The following is a 19,938-nucleotide window of genomic DNA, read 5'->3' as shown; positions in this document are numbered from 1 at the left end:
TCAGCTCCTTCCCTTGCTGTTGTCGTGATCGGAGTGGCCGGAGCGGAACGCCGCGGCCACGCTCTCGAAGTCGGTGCGGGTGCTCGCGGCGAACGCGGCGAACAGCGCGGCGCCGTAGGCGGTGGCCTCGTCGTGCGTGGCGACCGTGACATCGGGCAGCACGAGTCGGCGCGCGCGGACGACGCTCGCCATGCTCGACCACCCCCCGGTCAGCACGGTCGAGGTGGGCGGCGCGACCTCGCGGTCCATGACCTCCATGAGCTCGGCGCACATGTCGTTGCCGTGCAGCAGCGTCGCGGTGAACAGTTCCGCCGGGTCGAGGCCGTCGCCGTTCGCGACGATCTTCAGCTCGCCGTCGTCGTTGCGGGCACCGCTGACCGCGAGGGCCCCGTCGGCGAGGGTGCCGGTGACGGGCAGTGCCATCACGGCTTCATCGATCCGCGCCCGGCCGGCGGCGTCGGCGATGCCCAGCAGCTGCAGCACGCGCCGCATGAGCAGACCGGACTTCGTGCCGGCGAGCAGCACGTATTTGCCCGGCAGCACATGACGCACGGTGTTGATGCCGGCGAGGGCGAGCCGTTCGCGCACGTCGAACGGCAGCGGGCCGTCGAGCACCCGCACCAGCGCCTCGGCCGTGCCCATCGAGTCGTACAGCTGTCCGCTGTGGACGGCGCCCACCGCGACGGCGGAGACGAGGTGGTCGTGGCCGGCGACGGTGAGCACGGCGCCGCGGAAGCCGTCGGGCATGGCGTCGTCCGAGAGGATGCCCACGGCGCTGCCCGCGCCGACGCGCTCCGCGAGCAGGTCGTCGCCCACGCCGAGCACCTCGAAGGCGGCGTCCCACGGGGTGCTGTCGTCCTGGTCGAGCAGCCCGGTGCGCGACGCCAGGGAGTACTCGGCGACGCGGGGGCCGCCGAGGGCGTGCACCACCAGCTCCGGCACGGTGAGGAAGGTGCGTCCGCGCAGGTCCACCCCGGACTCGCGCAGGTGCAGAATCTTGGCGATGGAGGCCAGCGGGCCCACCGGCAGTCCGGTCCGTCCGAGGAACTCCGCGCGGAAGGCGTCGGGGGTGGCGAGGATCTCGGCGGCACCGCGCGGGTCGAACCAGGCCATGACGGGCGCCGCGGGCTCTCCGGCGGCGTCCAGCAGCACGCCGGCCTCGGCCATGCCCGACACCCCGAGCGCGAGCACGCGGTAGGGGCCGTGCACGCGCAGCAGGACGTCGGCCTCGTGGGCGAGCTCGCGGACGGTGTCGACGGCGACCGCGGCGGGCATCTCGGCGCGGCCGTGCTCACGGCTCGTCCACGGCGACCGGCGGCTCGCGACGAGCACCTGGCGTCCGTCGGTGTCGGCGACGAGGAGCTTGATGCTGGTCGATCCCATGTCGACGCCGACGACGTAGCCGTTCATCGGATCCCGGTCCCGGTGAGCGTGGTCGGCCATCCCGCGCCCGGCTCGGCGACGAGCACGCGCGCGTCACCCGCGAGATGCCAGGCGCCGAAGGCGTGCGGCACGGCGAAGGCCTGGCCGTGCGAGACGGCGATCCGGCCGGACGCGCCGACCAGCTCGCCCTCCCCCTCCTGCACCAGCACGACGCCGAAGCCGGCAGGGCGCTCGGTCGAGACGTCCCCGGAGACGGCCGCGTCCCAGAGGCGGAAGAAGGGGTCGGCGGCGGCGGGCAGGAGCGAGCGGAAGCGCGGGCCGGCGGGCGTCGTGCCCGCGTCGCTGATCAGTGCGGCGAGCTGCTCGGGGGCGAGGCGGTCGGCCGAGACGGCGGGCATCACGGCGTCGAAGCCGAGGTCCAGGTGCGACTCCTCGCGGGTCGAGGTGGTGACCGACCACTCCAGCAGGATGGAGAAGTCGGTGGGCTCCTGCACCTCGGCGACGAAGATGCCGCCGTCGATGGCGTGCGCGGTGCCGGCGGGCACGAGGATGCCCGTGCCCTCGCGCACGACGACGCGGTTCATGTGCGCGAGCATCCACTCGCTGTCCTGGGCGTCGCGGCGGCGGTCCAGCTCGGCCCGGTCGAGGTCGGTGTTCCAGCCGAGGTGCACGGCGCTGTCGGGCTCGGTGTCGAGCACGAACCACGCCTCCGTCTTGCCGTACGGGCAGTCCAGGTGGCTCGTGGCGAACGCCCGGTCGGGGTGCACGTGCACGGGGAGGCGCTGGCGGGCGTCGAGCAGCTTGACCAGCAGTCCCACGTCGCCCGCGTCGGCTCCGCTCCCCGGGCCGGTCCAGGCCGCGGGGTCGGCGGTCACGAGGTCGCGCAGCAGGGCGCCGTCGGCGGTGACGGCGAGACCGGTGTCCGGCGTGCCGAACCGCGACACCGTCGCGCCCAGCCACTCCTCGGGCTGGTGGTCGGTCTCCGGCTCGATCCCGCGCAGCGCCGCGATGCGGTCGCCGCCGCGGTAGAAGTGCTGGACGGGGTTGGGCGGCAGCAGGACCGGGTTCATCGCAGGTCTCCGATCGGGCGGGCCGATGCGTCGCGCTCGGGGGCCATCTCGCCCGAGCCGCGGGCGATGAGGCGGGTGGGGACGACGATGTGCTCCGGCTCGGCCTGGGGGTCGGCGCCGAGCTGCATCAGCCGCCGGAACGTCGCCTCGCCGATCAGCCGGGGGTCCTGGTCGACGCAGGTGATGCCGGGGGTGAACACGTCGGCGAACTGGAAGTCGCCGAACGAGATCAGCGCGGGCATCGGCACGCGGTCGGCACTGAGCACGTGGATGGTCGCGATGGCGGCGGGGCTGGTGGCGCAGAAGAGGGCCGTCGGCGCGTCGGGGCGGGCGAGCAGCTCGCTGATCGACCGCTCTTCGCGGTGGCGGCCCTGCGCGATGATCAGGCTCTCGTCCACCTCGACCCCGGCCTCGGCGTGGGCGTCGCGGTAGGCGCTCAGGCGCTCGAACACGGTGGGGTACGGGATCTCCTCGCCGATGAAGCCGATGCGGCGGTGCCCGCGGGAGAGGAAGCCGCGGACGGCTTCGAGCGTGGCGCCGTAGTCGTCGACGACGATCGAGTCGATGCCTTCGCGCGAACGGTCGACGCAGATCACCGGGAACCGCTGCCGCAGCGCCGCCAGCTCGGCGGACTCGATCGCGAAGGGCGAGATGATGAGCCCGCGCAGGCGGTCGCCGGTGAGACGTTCGAGCTGTTCGCGCTCCTGTGCGGCGTCGTGCACGGTGCTGGCGAAGAGCACGTTGAGACCTTCGGCGACGGCGAGCTCCTCGACGGCGCTGACGAACGCGGCGAAGAACGGGTCGGAGATGGCGTCGATGAGGATGCCGATGGTGTCGGTGTCGCCGCGCTTGAGCGACCGGGCGCGACGGTCGGGCACGAAGCCGAGCTCGAGCACCGCGGCGGCGACGCGTTCGCGGGTCTCGGGAAGCACGCCGCTCTCGCCGTTGACGACGCGCGAGACGGTCTTGATGCTCACGCCGGCGAGCTGCGCCACGTCGGTGATGCGCGCCCGGCGGCGCCCATCACGCTGGGTGCCCACCGTCGCGCTCGACTCGTCGCGCTCGTGCTCCATTGCCACCTCGACATCGTTGTCATCGTTGAATCCGCGGCCATCGCGAGTTCGATGGGAACATCATGCGACCGGGTCGACAACGTTGTCAAGCGCCGATTCGATCGCCGCCTACCGCTGCGAGCGGTCACCCGCCGGGCGTCACCTCGACGTCGACGCCCAGTTCGAGCACCCCGCCGGGCGCCAGCGGGCGCAGCAGTCCGCGAGCCCGCGCATCGGCCCGGCCGAGGATCGTCGGCACGGTCGCCGGCTCGATCCCCAGGACGACGTGGCCGCGCTCCTCGGCGACGCGCCACTGGAACAGCGCCGGGAGGCGTGCGGTGTCGACGGCGATGCGGACCGCCGCCCCGCGCGGGCTCGCGACGACGATGTCGACCCGCTCCCGAAGCGGCAGCTCGTGGCGGAACACCTGCTCGGGATACGACTCCGCCGGGGCCGGGAAGCGGTCCCACGAGCCGAGGCCCGCCCGCGCCTGCGCGTCCCGGGGCTCGACAGCGGTCGCCGGCGAGTGCAGCACGGTCCCCTCGTCGACCAGCGGCCAGCCGAGGTTGAGGTGGTAGAGCACCATGGGCTCCACGGCGGCCGCCCCGCGGTTGACCACGAGGTCCTGCACCCGGACCAGGCGCGACCCGATCGGCGTGCTGATGCGGCGCCGGAGTTCGAGGTGCACCCCGAAGACCTCGACCTCGCGGACCGTGCCCTCGACCACGACCTCGCGGTCGGTCACCTCGGTGCGCGTGACCTCGGCGCGCAGCGACGAGTACCGGCCGTGCAGCGGATGCGCCTCACCCTCGTCGACCGACGGCGCTCCGAAGCTGCGCAGTCCGCAGGTCGTCAGCAGCCCACCCCCGAACGACCGCAGCCAGCCGTCGTCGTCCGGCCCGGGGACGATCGGGGGGAATCCGGTCGCGGAGGTCCACGCGAAGGGCATGCCCGCGACCCGCAGCTGCCCCAGGTCGAGGCCGCGATCGGGCAGGACCTCGAGGTCGAGGTCGCCGTTGACGACCCGGATCCGACGGCTCCCCGCATCCGGTCCGTCAGTCCGCAGCGACGACTCCACCGTCACGGCCTGCCCGCGGTGTCCGAGCCGTCGCCAGGCCTCGTCGATCGGCGCCCCGTACAGCTCCGCCACCATCGCCCGCCCTTCTCCCGCGCCGTCCTGGCGCGCGTGCGGCCACCGTAGCAGGCGCTCGTCCGGCCCGGATCGTCGCGATTGACAACGTTGTCTCGTCTCTGCATACTGATCGTGCGCATCGCCACGCCACCCTCACGCAGAGAGCACCATCGATGACGAAGTCTCGCCTCCACCGCCTGTTCCACGCCCGCTCCGGTCGCGCCCTCGACGTGGCCGTCGACCACGGGGCCTTCCACGAGCACTCGTTCCTCACCGGCATCGAGGACATGGCCGCGACCGTCCGCACCCTCGTCGACGCGGGCCCCGATGCGATCCAGCTGACGCTCGGCCAGGCCCCGCTGCTGCAGTCCGTCCCCGGCAAGCAGAAGCCCGGCCTCGTGCTGCGCACCGACATCGCCAACGTCTACAACGACCCGCTGGAGTCGCCGCTGCACTCGATCCACGTGCCCGACGCGATCGAGGTGGCGGTGCGGCTCGACGCGGTCGCCGTGTGCGTGAACCTGCTCGACATCCCCGGCCACCCCGAGGTGCGCGAGCAGTGCATCCGGTCGATCCTCGCGCTGCGCACCGACGCCGAGCGTTACGGCATGCCCCTGATGATCGAGCCGCTGGTGATGCAGACCCGGGCGGGCGCGGGGGGTTATGCGGTGGACGGCGACACCGCCAAGATCGTCACGCTCGTGCGGCAGGCCAGGGAGCTCGGGGCCGACCTCATCAAGGCCGATCCCACCGACGAGATCTCCGACTACCACCGCGTCATCCAGGCCGCCGGCGACACCCCGGTCCTGGTGCGCGGCGGCGGACGCGTCGACGATCGCACGCTCCTCGAGCGCACGGTCGCCGTCCTCGCGCAGGGTGCCCGCGGCATCGTGTACGGCCGTAACGTCATCCAGCACGACGACCCCCGGGGCATCACCGCAGCCCTGATGGCCGTGGTGCACGACGACGCCTCGGTCGACGACGCGCTCCGCCTGATCGGAGCGACGCGATGAGCGGGCGCCGCGTGAACGTCGGCATCATCGGCGGGGGTCTGATGGGCCGAGAGATCGCGGCGGCCCTGCGCCGCTGGCCCGCGCTCGTCGACCACCCCGCCGACCCGCAGCTCGTGGCGGTGTGCGACATCAACCCCGCGGCCCTGGAGTGGTTCGCCGGGATCGACACCGTGCGCCTCACCACCACCGACCACCATGAGCTGCTGGCCGATCCCGACATCGACGTGGTCTACATCGCCGTCCGCCACGACCTGCATGAGCAGCTCTACGTCGACACGATCCGGGCGGGCAAGGCCCTGCTGGCCGAGAAGCCCTTCGGCGTCGACGGGGCCGCCGCCGACGCGATCCTCCGGGCGATCGACGAGACCCCCGGGTCGTTCGTACGGGTGTCGAGTGAGATGCCGTACTTCCCCGGCGCCCAGTGGGCGGTCGACTACGTGCGCTCCGGGGCGCTCGGTCGCATCGTCGAGGCGCGCTGCGCGTTCCTGCACGCCAGCGACCTCGATACGGCGAAGCCGCTGAACTGGAAGCGCCAGCAGCGGTTCTGCGGCGAGGCCGGGGTGCTCAACGACCTCGGCATGCACACCTGGCACGTGCCGCTGCGCCTGGGCTGGATGCCCGAGACCGTCAGCGGCGTGCTGCAGGACATCGTCACCGAACGGCCGGGACCCGACGGCACCCCGCAGCCGTGCGACACCTGGGACAACGCTGTCCTGCACTCGTGGGCGACGCACGACGGGGCGCGGTTCCCGCTCACGACCGAGACCAAGCGGATCGCCCCCGGCGAGAAGAACACCTGGGAGTTCGAGGCGATCGGCATGGAGGGCGCCGTGCGCTTCAGCACCAAGAACCCCAAGGAGGTACAGGTGTTCGCGCTGATCGACGTGCCGGGGGTCGGGCGCGAGCAGAGCTGGCAGCGCATCGACGCCGGCAGCCAGTCGGTGTGGCCCACGGTGACCGGGCCGAACTTCGAGTCGGGCTTCTCGGACGCGATCCTGCAGATGTGGGCGGCGTTCCTCGCCGAGCATCAGGGGCTCCTCGGCGACGGCTTCGGCACCGTGCGACCGGAGGAGGCGGCCGCGACGCATCGGATCTTCGCGGCGGCTATCGCCTCGCATCAGTCGGGCGCGGCCGTCGCGCCGCGCGGGTGAACGGCGCGCACGCTCCTATCGTGGAGAGGTGGTGAGCGGAGGGCGCACGATGCGCGGCAGCGGCAGGCCGACGATGAACGACGTGGCCGCCGCGGCGGGGGTCAGTCTGAAGACCGTCTCGCGCGTCATCAACGCGGAGCCCAACGTCGACCCCGCCCTGGCCGACCGCGTGCGCGAGGCCATCGACCGCCTCGGCTACCACCGCAACGCCCTCGCGGCGAGCCTGCGCTCCGGCACCAACGACACCATCGGGTTCCTCGCCGCCGACCTCTCCAACTCCTTCTCGATGGGGGTCGCCGCGGCCGTGTCGGCCGTCGCGTCACAGCGGGGTCTGCACGTCCTGATGGCCTCCAGCGAGGAGGATCCCGCCGTCGAGCGCCGCCTCGCCCTCGACCTCTGCCAGCGCCGGGTGGGCGGGCTGATCCTGGTCCCCGCCGCAACCGATCACGGCTACCTGGCGCCCGAGGTCGCCCACGGCACGCCGGTCGTGTTCCTCGACCGCCCGGGCGACGGCATCCCCGCCGACACCGTGCTGCTCGACAACCGCGGCGGTGCACGCGCGGCGGTCGCCGAACTGCTGGGCGGGCATGAGCGGATCGGGCTCCTGCTCGACGCGACGGAGATCTACACGATGCGCGAGCGGCTGGCCGGGGCCGAGGAGGCGTTCGCCGCCGCGGGCCGCGCGCTCGATCCGTCGCTCCTCGTCACGGGCATCCACACCCCGCAGGACGCCGCGGCTGCCACGGCGCGCCTCCTCGACGGCCCCCGCCCGCCGACGGCCCTGTTCTGCGGCAACAACCGCGCGACGGTCGGAGCCCTCGAAGAGCTCACGCGGCGTGACGCCGACGTCGCGGTGACCGGCTTCGACGACTTCGAGCTGTCGTGGATGCTGCCGCGGCCGCTGCGCGTGGTGGCCTACGACGTCGCCGCACTGGGCGCCCTGGCCGCCACCACCCTGCTCGACCGCATCGCGGGGGACGCCGCCGCGCCACCCGCCCTGCACCTCGTGCCGACCACGCTCGTCGATCGCGGCGGTCGGCAGCGCACGCCCACCGGCTAGATTCCCGGTATGGCTCTTTCCGGAAACCTCGACGCTCAGCGCCGCCGCGACGAGCTGGTCGCGATGGCCGAAGGCCCCGAGGGCGTCTCGATCGACGGGGCAGCGGAGCTGTTCGCGGTGTCGTCGATGACGATCCGGCGCGACCTCCTCGAACTCGAGGCCGAGGGGCGGGTGCGACGGGTGCGCGGCGGGGCGACAGCGGCTCCCCGCGCCCGGCCCTTCGACGCCCGGCGCAGCATGCGGGCGAGCGCCAAGAGGGTGATCGCCGAGAAGGCGCTGCACCTGGTGCCGGCCGCCGGGACGGTGGCCCTCGACGCGTCGACGACGATCAGCACGCTCGCCGCGGTGCTCGGACCGCGCGACGCACTCGCCGTGTACACCAACGCCGTTGAGACCTTCCAGCTGCTGCAGCCGCGGGAGGGGGTGACCGCGGTGCTGTCGGGCGGCACCGCCGAGCCGACCACGGGCAGCCTGATCGGACCCCTCGCCCTCCGCAGCCTGCAGGCGGTGTACTTCGACGTGTTCTTCGCCTCGGCCGATGCCCTCGACGAGATCGACGGCTCTTCCGAGGTGTCGGTGGAGGAGGCCGAGGTCAAGCGGGCGCTGGCCGCGCAGGCGAGCACCACGGTGCTCTGCGTCGATGCGACCAAGCTGGGTCGTCGGTCGGTCGCCCGCGCCCTCGAGCCCGCGCAGGTGGACGTGCTGATCACCGATCTCGATCCGGCGGATGAGCGCCTCGACCCCTTCCGGGGGATCGCCGAGGTGCGCTGACCCTTGGCGCTGGCGTCAGATCGTGTTATCTTTCACAGGACTTAACAGCGCTGCGGCGCTCCCCCGATGGTGCAGGAGATCGTCATGACCAACCCGACCGCCGCCGAGCTGATCGCGCGGAGCAACCGTCTGGGCGCAGACCCGAAGAACACCAACTACGCCGGGGGCAACACCTCGGCCAAGGGCACCGAGATCGATCCCGTCACCGGGCAGCCCGTCGAACTGCTGTGGGTCAAGGGCTCGGGCGGCGACCTGGGCACCCTCACCGAGAGCGGCCTCGCCGTGCTGCGCCTCGACCGGATGCGGGCGCTCGTCGACGTGTATCCCGGAATCGACCGCGAAGACGAGATGGTCGCCGCGTTCGATTACTGCCTGCACGGCAAGGGCGGGGCAGCCCCCTCGATCGACACGGCCATGCACGGACTCGTCGACGCGGCGCACGTCGACCACCTGCACCCCGACTCGGGCATCGCGATCGCGACCGCCGCCGACGGCGAGGCCCTGACGACCGCGATCTTCGGCGACCGCGTGGTGTGGGTGCCGTGGCGGCGCCCTGGTTTCCAGCTCGGACTCGACATCGCCGCCATCAAGGCGGAGAACCCCGCCGCGATCGGCTGCATCCTCGGCGGGCACGGCATCACGGCGTGGGGCGACACCTCCGACGAGGCCGAGGCGAACTCCCTCTGGATCATCGACACCGCGGCGGCGTACCTCGCCGACCACGGCCGCGCCGAGCCGTTCGGTCCCGTCCGCCCGGGGTTCGAGGCGCTCCCCGAGGCCGACCGTCGCCGTCGGGCCGCGGCCCTCGCCGGCACCATCCGCGGCATCGCCTCGACCGACAAGCCGATGGTGGGGCACTTCACGGACGACGCCGTCGTGCTCGACTTCCTCGCAGCCGAGAAGGCGCCCGCCCTCGCGGCCCTGGGCACCAGCTGCCCCGATCACTTCCTGCGCACCAAGGTGAAGCCGCTGATCCTCGACCTGCCCCCCACGGCGACCGTCGACGAGCAGATCGCGCGTCTGCACGAGCTGCACACGCAGTACCGCGCCGACTACCGGGCCTACTACGACGCGCACGCCACCCCCGACTCCCCCGCCATCCGCGGCGCCGACCCGCTCATCGTGCTCGTGCCCGGCGTGGGCATGTTCTCCTACGGCGCGAACAAGCAGACCGCGCGCGTCGCCGGCGAGTTCTATGTCAACGCGATCAACGTCATGCGCGGCGCCGAGGCCGTGTCGAGCTACGCCCCGATCTCCGACGCCGAGAAGTTCCGCATCGAGTACTGGGCGCTGGAGGAGGCCAAGCTCCAGCGGCTGCCGAAGCCGAAGACCCACCAGGGTCGCATCGCGTTCGTCACCGGCGCCGCCTCCGGCATCGGCAAGGCGATCGCGACCCGATTGGCCGCCGAGGGCGCCTGCGTGGTCGTGGCCGATCTCGATCTCGAGAAGGCGCAGGCCGCGGCCGCCGAGCTCGGGAACACCGACGTCGCGATCGGCGTCGCCGCGAACGTGGCGGATGCCGAGGCCGTGCGGGCCGCGCTCGACGAGGCCCTGCTCGCGTTCGGCGGCGTCGACCTGGTCGTCAACAACGCGGGGCTCTCCCTGTCGAAGCCGCTGCTGGAGACGACCGAGAAGGACTGGGACCTGCAGCACGACGTCATGGCCAAGGGCTCGTTCCTGGTGTCGAAGGCCGCGGCCCGTGTGCTGATCGATCAGAAGCTCGGCGGCGACATCATCTACATCTCGTCGAAGAACTCCGTGTTCGCGGGCCCGAACAACATCGCCTATTCCGCGACCAAGGCCGACCAGGCCCACCAGGTGCGGCTGCTCGCGGTCGAGCTCGGCGAGCACGGCGTGCGGGTCAACGGCATCAACCCCGACGGCGTCGTGCGCGGCTCCGGCATCTTCGCGTCGGGCTGGGGCGCCAACCGTGCCGCCACGTACGGTGTCAAGGAAGAGGACCTCGGCCAGTTCTACGCCAACCGCACGATCCTCAAGCGCGAGGTCGTGCCGGAGAACGTCGCCGATGCCGTCTACGTGCTCACCGGACCGGAGCTGAGCCGCACCACCGGCCTGCACATCCCCGTCGACTCCGGCGTCGCCGCCGCGTTCCTGCGATGAGGGTCACCGGCCGATGAACGACACGAGGGTCAGGGCGGTGGCGGCGGTCGACCTGGGCGCGACCAGCGGCCGGGTCATGATCGGGCGCATCGGCCCCGGGGTGCTCGACCTGGAACCCGTCTCGCGGTTCCCGCACGGAGCGGTGGAGCGTGCCGACGGACTGCACTGGGACTTCGCCGCCCTGTACGAGCACGTGGTGGACGGGCTCGCCGAGGCCGTCCGCCGCGAGCCGTCCATCGAGAGCATCGGGATCGACTCCTGGGCGGTGGACTACGGGCTGCTGCGCGACGGCGAGCTGCTCGGGGAGCCGTTCCACTACCGCGACCGCCGCACCGCCCGTGGCGTGGCCGAGGTGCATGGCGAGGTGCCCTTCGCGGAGCTGTACGAGCGCAACGGCCTGCAGTTCCTGCCGTTCACCACGCTGTACCAGTTCCGTGCCGACCCGCGTCTCACGGAGGCGGACACGGCTCTGCTCATCCCCGACCTCCTCGCGTACCTCCTCACGGGCCGGCGCGTGGCGGAGCGCACGAACGCCTCCACCACCGGCCTGCTCGGGGTGCGGTCGGGCGAATGGGACACCGAGCTCGCGGTCAGGGCGGGGATCCCGCCACGGCTCCTGCCCGAACTCGTCGACGCCGGCACGGTCGTCGGCACGCTGACCCCCGGGGTCGCGGCACGCATCGGTGCGAGCCTGCCCGTGGTGGCGGTGGCCTCGCACGACACCGCGTCCGCCGTCGTCGCCGTTCCGCTGGAGTCGTCCTCGTCCGCGTTCATCTCGTGCGGGACCTGGGGCCTGGTGGGCGTCGAGCTGCGCGCACCCGTGCTCACCGACGACGCGCGGGAGGCGAACTTCACGCACGAGCGCGGAGCCGACGGCCGGTATCGCTTCCTGCACAACGTCACGGGGCTCTGGCTGCTCAGTGAGACGGTGCGCGCGTGGGAGGCCGAGGACGGTGCGCCGATCGCACTGCCGGAACTGCTGGCCGTGGCGTCGGCCGTCACCGACCAGGTCCCGGTGTTCGACGCGAACGACCCGTCGCTGAGCGCGCCGGGGGACATGCCCGCCCGGATCGCCGCCCTGCTGCCGCAACCTTCACCGTCGACGCGTGCGGCATTCGTGCGCTCGATCATCGAGTCCATCGCCGCGGCGTTCGCCGAGGCGGTGCACACGGCCGCCGAGCTCTCCGGCCGCAGTCTCGACCGCATCCACCTGGTCGGGGGCGGCGCGCTCAACGACCTGCTCTGCCAGGCGACCGCCGACCGCTCGGGCCTCCCGGTCCTCGCGGGCCCGGTCGAGGCGACCGCCCTGGGGAACGTCCTGATCCAGGGCCGCGCACGCGGTGCGACCCTCGGCACGCTGGAAGACCTTCGCGCCCTCGTCGCCGCCACGCATCCCCCGAAGGTCTTCGCGCCCGGCGCCTGATCCGAACGGCGAAAAGGGGCGGTTCCTTTCCCGTCGGAGAGGAACCGCCCCTTGTTCGTCGCACCGCTGGTGCTTTCGCGCCTGCCGAGCTCGGCCCCTCCGCGAGCTCGACGGGCTCGACCCTCCCAGCCATAGGGTAACATGCTACGCGTTAGTGTCACCACTCGCCTCTTCAGGCAGCGCTCACGAAGGACAATCAATGACGAAGACCAGATATTCGCGCGCCCTCGCCACCACCGGCGCTTTCACCGCTCTCCTCGCGAGTTCCCTCGCTACCGCGTCCACCGCCTCGGCGGCGACCATCGATGGAGCCATCACCAGCGTGGAGGTGGTGCAGAGCAGCGCCGCCGCCGGATCGGACGTGCAGATCGACCTCGCGTGGAGCGTCCCCGACGACTCCCGCGCGGGCGACACGTTCACGCTGCAGCTCCCACCCGAACTGCTCGCGCTCACCCAGGGGTTCGCCCTGACCGACACCGATGGCGCCGAGGTCGCGGAGGCGTCCCTCTCCCCCGAGGGGCTCGCGACCTTCACCCTCACCGACTACGTCACCACGCACCCGCTCTCCGTGCACGGCACGGCGCACTTCTCGGCCGAGTTCCAGACCACGCAGACCGGCACGACCGTGCCGATCATGTTCACGGGTGACGGGGGCGTCACGTTCGACGATGGCATCGAGGCCACGGGCGTTCCGGGCATCGACCGCACCGCCCCCAGCAAGGCCGGCGCCTGGACCGACCTCGCCGATCAGGGCACGACCCACCCGCAGGGTGCCCTCCAATGGACCGTGGCCTCACCCCGCGGTCCGTTCTCCTCTCTCGTGTTCGACGACCCGGCACAGCCCGGCCAAGAGGTCGATTGCACGTCGCCGATCCTCGTGCGGCACACCTCGACGGCGGATGCCGACGGCTTCCTCACCGATCTCGTGCCGGTGGACGCCGGCGACTACACGGTCGACTGCACCGCCCAGCAGCTCACGGTCACGATGGGCCGCGCCGTGGCCGACGGCGAGATCGTGCAGGTCAAGTTCCAGAACAGCGTGACCGACCCGTCGCTCGACGTGTACCGCAACACCCTGTCGGTCACGGCGGACGGCGAGTCCTGGAGCACGCCAGGATCGGTCCGCCGCCTGAGCGCCGGCGGCGAGGGCGCCGGCACCGGTGTGGGACAGCTGGCGATCACCAAGACGGTCGAGGGAGCCGGGACGCCGACGGGGCCGTTCGCCGTCGTCGTCGACTGCCAGTGGGCGGGGGAGTCGGCACCCGACTATCCGCGCACCCTGACCTTCACCGGTGCCGAGACGCAGACCCTCACGGCACCGGTCTCCAGCGTGTGCACCGCCACCGAGACGGAGAACGGCGGCGCGGCGAGCGTCGCCGTCGGCCCAGCGGCGACCGTCACGGATGAGGCCGCGGGTACGGCGGAGATCGTCGTCACCAACACCTTCCCGGCGGCCCCGCCGGTGGACCCGGCCGACCCCGGCACTCCGGCCGACCCCGGCGCCCCGGCCGACCCCGGCACGCCGGGCACGCCCGCGCACCCGGCGGCTCCGGCCGATCCGAGTGCCGGATCGCTCGCGACCACCGGCGGCAGCACGTCGCCCTGGGTCCTGACCGGCGGAACGGTGCTCGCGCTCATCGGCGCCGGGCTCGTGGCAGCGCACGTCGCGCGCACACGTCGCGCGCGCTGACGCCGGGCACCGCCCCACGCACGGAGGGCGGGGGCGAGGTCTCACGACCTCGTCCCCGCCCTCCGTGCGTGCCGGCTGGAGCCTCGATCGCTCTGGGGCGGACGGGTCCGCGCCCGGCCGCGCGCAGAGACGACGCCTGGCGCGTCAGCGCACGTTGCCGTTGGAGCAGGTCTGCTGTGCGGCCGAGTTGCCCTTGATGCTGTCGGGCAGCGCCACCACGTCGCTCGGCGTCGCGTTGGGATCGGGCGTCGCCTCCACGGGGGTGGTGGGCTCCGCCACGATCACCCCGTCGTTGCTCGTGTTCTGATGCGTGACCTGGAGCTGGGCGTTCTTCTCGATCGCATCCCACATCACGTCAGCCGCCTGCGTGTTCGGAACCACCTTGTTGGGGTCGGCGCTGTCCTGGTTCGTCGGGTACTGGAGGAACACGATGTCCTCGAAGGGAACGGACTTCACGGCGAGCGCGATCTGCGCGATCTTCATCGGATCGGCGAGCGACGTGCTGGTCTCGAGGTTCTGGAGGCCGATGTTGGCGAGCTTCAGCATGACCGGGACGTTGCCGAGGGTGTCGCTGCTGATCAGCGCGCGCGCGAGGCTCGACATGTACTGCTGCTGGTTGCCGATGCGTCCCAGGTCGCTGCCGTCGCCGACGCCGTGCCGGGTGCGCAGGAACTGCAGCGCCTCGAGGCCCTGGAGCCAGTGCGTGCCCGCCTCCATGTCGAGGCCCGTGTAGCGGTCCTTGATCGGGTTGGCCAGGCAGACCTCCACACCACCGATCGCGTTGGTGATCTCGATCACGCCGCCGAACGTGACGGATGCCGCGAACTGCACCTCCTGGTCGGTCAGCTGCGAGATCGTCTGGACGACGCAGTTGAGGCCGCCGTCGGTGTAGGCGGTGTTGAGCGGCTGCTTGCTCATGGCGGAGTGGACGTTGCCGTCCTCGTCCTCGCACTCGGGGATCGGCACCATGAGGTCACGCGGGAAGCTGACCACCGTGATCCGCCGGGGTTCCTGCGAGACGTGGACCAGCAGGTTCACATCGTTGAGCGTGCCCCCCGCGTCGCGACCGGTGCAGCGATCGCCGAAGAGATCCTTGTACTTCTCCTCGCACGTGTCGACGCCCGTGAGAACGAGGTTGAAACCACCCTTGTACTCGCCGATGTCCGGCGGAACGTCTTCCTGACCGTCGAGATCGACCGCGTTGGCGGAGACCGTGCTGGAGAAGTCGTAGAAGATGTAGGTGCCGACACCGATGCCGCTGACCAGCACCACGGCCAGGCCGATCGCGATGAACTTCATCAGCTGACCCAGGGTGCCGGGGGTGTGCTGCTGACCGTGTCGCGCGAGGGTATGACGGCGTCGGTTGTCGCTCACTCGGGCCCTTTCGGATTCGGCACGGCGTGGAGGGTTCGCCGTGCTCGGTATGCGGAGGGTGTGGGATTCGAACCCACGAGACATCTCTGCCCACTGGTTTTCAAGACCAGCTCCATCGGCCGCTCGGACAACCCTCCCGACAGATACGTCTGCCGACCAGGCGTGAGTCTAGCCGAACTCTATTCTCGTGCGTCGACCTGGGCGGGCGCTGGAAGCGTGTCGAGCGCGGTCGCGAGGCCCCCCGTTTCGACGTCGGTCGTGACCTCTCCCGCGGCGTCCTTCACCTCGTCCGGCGCCTGCCCCATCGCCACCGCACGGCCCCCGCCCGCGAGGGCCCAGCCGAACATCCCGATGTCGTTGCGACCATCCCCCGCGACCAGCACGCGGTCGCGCTGCAGTCCGAGCTCGTGACGCACCCGCTCCAGCGCCGTTCCCTTGTCGACGCCCTGCGGAGCGATGTCGAGCCAGGCGGTCCAGCCGATCGCGTACGACACCTCGTTGAGCCCCGCGTCGGCCACGAGCCGGTGGAAGTCGTCCTCGTCGTGATCCGGCGAGACGACCACGATGCGCGACACCGGGAGATCGCCGAGCCGGTCGAAGTCGACCTGCCGTCCGCCGTCGAGCGTCCAGTCGTCGAGCTGCTCGGTGAAGAGCCGCTGTCCGGAGCCGAGCTCGACCATGTATCGCGCGTCCGGGAGGCGGTCACGGAGCAGAGCCAGCGCGGGAGTCGGGTCGAAGGTCTCGACGTGCCAGCGCTCCCACCGGTCGCCCACGCGCCGCATCGTCACTGCGCCGTTCGAGCAGACGACGAGATCCGCCGTGAGACCCAGCTCCTCCACGTAGCGCTGCGTCCCCATCCAACTGCGCCCCGTCGCGATCGTGACCAGGTGTCCGGCGTCGCGCACGCGGGCGATCGCCTCCGGCACACCGGGGCTCATGGTCTCGTCCTGGAGCAGGATCGTGCCGTCGACGTCGAGGCCGACCAACCAGGGCGCGCTCACCGGGCGGCCTGCGCGTCGGCGAGCGGGCGGATCACCTCGAGTCCGCCGAGGTAGGGGCGCAGCACCTCGGGCACCCGCACGGAGCCGTCCGCCTGCTGGTGCGTCTCGAGCAGGGCGACGATCCACCGGGTGGTCGCGAGCGTGCCGTTGAGCGTGGCCACGTGCTGCGTCTTCGGCGCGGACGCCCCCTCCTCCACCGGCGGCCGGTACCGCACATCGAGGCGCCGGGCCTGGTAGGTCGTGCAGTTCGAGGTCGAGGTGAGCTCGCGGAACGCACCCTGGGTGGGCACCCACGCCTCGATGTCGTACTTGCGCGCGGCGCTCGAACCGAGGTCGCCAGCGGCGACATCGATCACGCGATACGCGAGGCCGAGCGCGGTGAGCATCTGCTCCTGCAGCGCGACCAGCCGCAGGTGCTCGGCCTCCGCGTCCTCGGCCGAGGTGTAGACGAACATCTCGAGCTTGTTGAACTGGTGCACGCGGATGATGCCGCGGGTGTCCTTGCCGTGCGATCCCGCCTCGCGGCGGTAGCACGTGGACCAGCCCGCGTAGCGGAGGGCGCCGTCGGACAGGTCGACGATCTCGTCCTTGTGGTAGCCGGCGAGCGCGACTTCGCTCGTGCCGACCAGGTACAGGTCGTCGTCCTTGTCGAGGTGGTACACCTCGTCCGCGTGCTCGCCGAGGAAGCCGGTGCCCTGCATGATCTCCGGCCGCACGAGCGTGGGCGTGATCATCGGCACGAAGCCGTTCTGCAGCGCCGTGTCGAGCGCGAGGTTCATGAGGGCGATCTCGAGCCGGGCGCCGATCCCGCGCAGGAAGTAGAAGCGCGCGCCGGAGACCTTCGCGCCGCGCTCCATGTCGATCGCGCCGAGCAGCTCCCCGAGCTCGAGGTGGTCGCGGGGCTCGAAGTCGAACGCCGGGACGTCGCCCACCCGCCGCAGCTCGACGAAGTCCTCCTCGCCCCCCGCCGGCACACCGTCGATCACGACGTTCTCGATGCGCGCGAGGGCCGCGGCCGCGTGCTCCGAGGCTTCGTTCGCGGCGTGCTGCGCCTGCTTCACGCGGTCGGCGAGGTCCTTCGCCTGGGCGACGAGCGCCGCCTTCTCCTCCTTGGGGGCCTTGGCGACCTGCTTGCCGAAGGCGTTCTGCTCGGCACGCAGCTCTTCGAACGCGGCGAGCGCGGCCCTGCGCGATCGATCGGCCTCGAGTGCGACGTCGACGGTGCTCTGGTCGTTGCCACGGGCAGCCTGCGAACGGCGGACGATCTCCGGGTTTTCGCGGAGGAGTGCGAGGTCGATCATTCCGCAAGTCTACGAGGTGCGGCGGAGCCCCTCGGCTGCCGGTCTAGAGTAGCGCCATGCGCACGAGCCCCCCTGTCACCTCGCAGGCGGCACTCGTGTACAACCCGGTGAAAGTGGACGGGAAGCGGCTGCGGGCGCAGGTTCGAGACCTGTGCCGCGAGGCGGGCTGGCAGCACCCGGCGTTCTACCCGACGACGGTCGACGACGCCGGGCAGGGAGCCACGGCCGAGGCGCTCGCCCGCGGTGTGGACGTGGTGCTGGTGGCGGGCGGCGATGGCACGGTGCGCGCGGTCGCGGAGGCCATCGCCGGCACCGGGGTGCCGCTCGCGATCCTGCCGAGCGGCACCGGCAACCTCCTCGCGCGCAACCTGGGACTGCCGCTGACCGACCCCGCCGAGATGATCCGTGCCGCTCTGGGCGACTTCCGCCACCCGATCGACATCGGCTGGGCACGGCTCACCCGCGCGGACGGCGAGGAGGTCGAGCATGCCTTCGTGGTGCTCGCCGGCATCGGCCTGGACGCCGACATGATCGCGAACACGCGCTCCGACCTGAAGCGATCGGTCGGGTGGATCGCGTACGTCGACGGTGCTGCGCGATCGCTCCCCCGGGCCCAGCCGTTCCGCGCCGTCTACCAGATCGGTGAGGGGCGCCTGCACTCCACCAAGGTCCACAGCATCCTGTTCGCGAACTGCGGCACGCTGCCCGCCGGCATCTCGCTGATCCCCGACGCGTCGATCACCGATGCCGCACTCGACGTCGCCGTGATCCAGCCGACCGGTGTGCTCGGCTGGCTGGGTGTGTGGCGCAAGATCTGGTGGGACAACTCGGTGCTGCGCCGCTTCCGCGCGGGACGCCTCGTGCTGGAGCGCCGCGGCACGGACGCCTCGGTGCACTACTTCCGCGGCGCGGCGGCCGAGGCGGCGGCGCCCGCTCCCACGCCCGTCGAGCTCGACGGCGACGAGTTCGGCGAGGCCGTGCGGGTGGTGTGCCGCGCCGACCCGGGCGCTCTGCTGCTGGCGCTGCCCGCCGGCCACCCCGTGCACATCCTCTGACGCGGTGGCGCGGGGGTCAGCGCACCCTACGCGCGAAGCTCACCCGCCCGCGGGCCGACGACGATGTGAGCGAGCCGGTCGCGAGTGAGCAGCACAGCGTCTTCGACAAGCCGCAGGTAGGCGCCGCTGTCCCTTGCCAACTCGGCAAGTCCGATGATGCCAGATAGGAGGTACTTCGCCTCTCTTGGCGGATCGGCATCCGGAGCGATCAGCTCTTTCCGTTGCGCTTCTTCGAGGTAGTCGGTCAAGCGCGCGAGCCACCCGCTGAACTTGGGACTTGCGGGCGGCGAGCCGTCGGTCCTCCGATCCATCAGCATGAGCGACACTCGCGCCAGCGGGTCGTGCAGAAGGCTGTCGGTCACTTGCTCCGCTACGGCGACGATCGCATCGAGCGGGTCATCATCCGTGCGTTTGGTTCCCATGAAGACGCCGCCGGGGAAGGCGAGATCGACGATGGTCCCAACCAAGGCCTGTTTGGTTGGGAAGAAGTAGGTGACGAGGGACTTCGAGGTTCCCGCAACCTCCGCAATGCGACGGAAACTCGTGCCCTCATAACCGAACTCGTCGAACACACGCACGGCTGCCTCGATGATCTCGGGTGCCGCGTTCAAGTCCGGGCTCATCACCGAGCGGGCATTGAGCGCCCTCAAAGCCGTTGTGCGCACGCCGTTCCGTTTCGCACTCATCGCTCCACCTCCTCGTGTCCACTTTGAGTGACCCTACGCACTGGACAGCCGGTCAGGAGGTGGCGCGTAATACTTCAGTTCCCTAACCGATTGGTCAGTTCATAGCTTCCCGGGCATCGCGGCGCTCACCGCGATCGAGAAGGGAAGAACATCATGAAGAGAAGTGTCGTAACCCTGTGTGCTGCCGCGTGCATCGCCATCGGAGCGGCTGTGGCTCCGCAAGCAGCGAGCGCGGCCACAAGCGCACAGACCGAAGTACGCACGGCCAGCCCCATCGGCTCCGCAACGATGAGCACGGGTCAGTACGAGTACATCTGCATCGGCTCGGACGGAAGCAGTTGGTCGCTGCGCGTCGGAGAGCCAACCACGGACTGCCACGGCAGCTTCCTACACAAGTACATCAACGGCGTGATGGTGGCGAACTACAAGTTGTCGGTGACAGGAACCGTGATTGATCACCCAAAGCCGGACCCGATCGGGTGTCTGATGTCCATCGTCAGCGGCGTCTTCGGCGTACTTAGCGCAGACGGATCGCTCATCTGGATTTCCGCGCTCGGCTTCACCGGAATGGGAGGAATCATGACCTGCCTCGCGTAACGCTCATTGATCAGAGGGGGCGACGGTGAGCCGGCGTCCCCTCGCCCTGCGAGGGCAA

The 19,938-nt window shown here is 71.3% G+C and carries 17 protein-coding genes and 1 tRNA gene; 9 read left to right on the top strand and 9 right to left on the bottom strand.

Features of this window, described 5'->3' with window-relative positions; translation table 11 throughout:
• The 4 genes from ACFV3I_RS04730 to ACFV3I_RS04715 form a co-directional block, all read right to left on the bottom strand.
• Positions 1 to 1,410: an L-fuculokinase gene (locus ACFV3I_RS04730; RefSeq protein ID WP_378822457.1), complete on the bottom strand. Its 1,410-nt coding sequence runs from the start codon at positions 1,408 to 1,410 to the stop codon at positions 1 to 3.
• The gene (locus ACFV3I_RS04725; protein ID WP_378822456.1) at positions 1,407 to 2,453 is read right to left on the bottom strand and encodes a class I mannose-6-phosphate isomerase; all 1,047 of its coding nucleotides are present in this window, start codon (positions 2,451 to 2,453) and stop codon (positions 1,407 to 1,409) included. The genes ACFV3I_RS04730 and ACFV3I_RS04725 overlap by 4 nt, the downstream gene beginning before the upstream one ends.
• The gene (locus tag ACFV3I_RS04720; protein ID WP_206251804.1) at positions 2,450 to 3,526 is read right to left on the bottom strand and encodes a LacI family DNA-binding transcriptional regulator; all 1,077 of its coding nucleotides are present in this window, start codon (positions 3,524 to 3,526) and stop codon (positions 2,450 to 2,452) included. Before ACFV3I_RS04720 ends, ACFV3I_RS04725 begins: the two co-directional genes overlap by 4 nt.
• 124 nt (positions 3,527 to 3,650) lie before the next feature.
• On the bottom strand, positions 3,651 to 4,658 hold the full coding sequence (locus tag ACFV3I_RS04715; protein ID WP_378822455.1) for an aldose 1-epimerase family protein: 1,008 nt from the start codon (positions 4,656 to 4,658) through the stop codon (positions 3,651 to 3,653).
• A gap of 152 nt (positions 4,659 to 4,810) precedes the next feature.
• On the opposite strand from ACFV3I_RS04715, the gene ACFV3I_RS04710 reads away from it, so the two are divergent.
• The 7 genes from ACFV3I_RS04710 to ACFV3I_RS04680 all read left to right on the top strand — a co-directional run bounded on the left by ACFV3I_RS04710 (position 4,811) and on the right by ACFV3I_RS04680 (position 13,866).
• On the top strand, positions 4,811 to 5,650 hold the full coding sequence (locus ACFV3I_RS04710) for a class I fructose-bisphosphate aldolase (RefSeq protein WP_378822454.1): 840 nt from the start codon (positions 4,811 to 4,813) through the stop codon (positions 5,648 to 5,650).
• The gene (locus tag ACFV3I_RS04705; RefSeq protein ID WP_247638331.1) at positions 5,647 to 6,801 is read left to right on the top strand and encodes a Gfo/Idh/MocA family protein; all 1,155 of its coding nucleotides are present in this window, start codon (positions 5,647 to 5,649) and stop codon (positions 6,799 to 6,801) included. The genes ACFV3I_RS04710 and ACFV3I_RS04705 overlap by 4 nt, the downstream gene beginning before the upstream one ends.
• A 73-nt stretch (positions 6,802 to 6,874) precedes the next feature.
• On the top strand, positions 6,875 to 7,861 hold the full coding sequence (locus ACFV3I_RS04700) for a LacI family DNA-binding transcriptional regulator (protein WP_378822453.1): 987 nt from the start codon (positions 6,875 to 6,877) through the stop codon (positions 7,859 to 7,861).
• A gap of 9 nt (positions 7,862 to 7,870) precedes the next feature.
• Positions 7,871 to 8,632 carry a DeoR/GlpR family DNA-binding transcription regulator gene (locus tag ACFV3I_RS04695; RefSeq protein WP_206251807.1) on the top strand — a complete coding sequence of 254 codons (762 nt, stop codon included), beginning with the start codon at positions 7,871 to 7,873 and terminating at the stop codon, positions 8,630 to 8,632.
• 84 nt (positions 8,633 to 8,716) lie between these two features.
• The gene (locus tag ACFV3I_RS04690) at positions 8,717 to 10,753 is read left to right on the top strand and encodes a bifunctional aldolase/short-chain dehydrogenase (RefSeq protein ID WP_247638329.1); all 2,037 of its coding nucleotides are present in this window, start codon (positions 8,717 to 8,719) and stop codon (positions 10,751 to 10,753) included.
• 13 nt (positions 10,754 to 10,766) lie between these two features.
• Positions 10,767 to 12,176 (top strand): rhamnulokinase family protein, encoded by a 1,410-nt coding sequence (locus ACFV3I_RS04685; protein WP_247638328.1) that lies wholly within the window; start codon positions 10,767 to 10,769, stop codon positions 12,174 to 12,176.
• A 199-nt stretch (positions 12,177 to 12,375) separates the two neighbouring features.
• Positions 12,376 to 13,866 (top strand): Ig-like domain-containing protein, encoded by a 1,491-nt coding sequence (locus ACFV3I_RS04680; protein WP_247638327.1) that lies wholly within the window; start codon positions 12,376 to 12,378, stop codon positions 13,864 to 13,866.
• A 144-nt stretch (positions 13,867 to 14,010) separates the two neighbouring features.
• Here the strand turns inward: ACFV3I_RS04680 and ACFV3I_RS04675 are convergent, their stop codons facing one another.
• The 4 genes from ACFV3I_RS04675 to serS all read right to left on the bottom strand — a co-directional run bounded on the left by ACFV3I_RS04675 (position 14,011) and on the right by serS (position 17,542).
• A complete protein-coding gene (locus ACFV3I_RS04675; protein WP_136030468.1) occupies positions 14,011 to 15,240 on the bottom strand; it encodes an LCP family protein in 1,230 nt (409 codons plus the stop codon).
• A gap of 52 nt (positions 15,241 to 15,292) precedes the next feature.
• A tRNA-Ser gene (locus ACFV3I_RS04670) sits at positions 15,293 to 15,377 on the bottom strand.
• Positions 15,378 to 15,419: 42 nt separating this feature from the next.
• Positions 15,420 to 16,241 (bottom strand): HAD family hydrolase, encoded by an 822-nt coding sequence (locus ACFV3I_RS04665; RefSeq protein WP_136030471.1) that lies wholly within the window; start codon positions 16,239 to 16,241, stop codon positions 15,420 to 15,422.
• Positions 16,238 to 17,542 carry a serine--tRNA ligase gene (gene serS / locus ACFV3I_RS04660; RefSeq protein ID WP_136030473.1) on the bottom strand — a complete coding sequence of 435 codons (1,305 nt, stop codon included), beginning with the start codon at positions 17,540 to 17,542 and terminating at the stop codon, positions 16,238 to 16,240. The genes ACFV3I_RS04665 and serS overlap by 4 nt, the downstream gene beginning before the upstream one ends.
• 56 nt (positions 17,543 to 17,598) lie before the next feature.
• On the opposite strand from serS, the gene ACFV3I_RS04655 reads away from it, so the two are divergent.
• Positions 17,599 to 18,597 (top strand): diacylglycerol kinase family protein, encoded by a 999-nt coding sequence (locus tag ACFV3I_RS04655; RefSeq protein ID WP_241115050.1) that lies wholly within the window; start codon positions 17,599 to 17,601, stop codon positions 18,595 to 18,597.
• Between the two features lie 26 nt (positions 18,598 to 18,623).
• Here the strand turns inward: ACFV3I_RS04655 and ACFV3I_RS04650 are convergent, their stop codons facing one another.
• The gene (locus tag ACFV3I_RS04650; protein WP_136028483.1) at positions 18,624 to 19,283 is read right to left on the bottom strand and encodes a TetR/AcrR family transcriptional regulator; all 660 of its coding nucleotides are present in this window, start codon (positions 19,281 to 19,283) and stop codon (positions 18,624 to 18,626) included.
• A gap of 153 nt (positions 19,284 to 19,436) precedes the next feature.
• Here ACFV3I_RS04650 and ACFV3I_RS04645 point away from each other — a divergent pair, with 153 nt between their 5' ends.
• Positions 19,437 to 19,880: a hypothetical protein gene (locus ACFV3I_RS04645; protein WP_206251813.1), complete on the top strand. Its 444-nt coding sequence runs from the start codon at positions 19,437 to 19,439 to the stop codon at positions 19,878 to 19,880.
• Positions 19,881 to 19,938: the final 58 nt, after the last annotated feature.

The organism is Microbacterium sp. NPDC059771, from assembly GCF_042732495.1.
Taxonomy (GTDB): domain Bacteria; phylum Actinomycetota; class Actinomycetes; order Actinomycetales; family Microbacteriaceae; genus Microbacterium; species Microbacterium sufflavum.
This window is presented reverse-complemented; position numbering and strand designations above follow the sequence as displayed.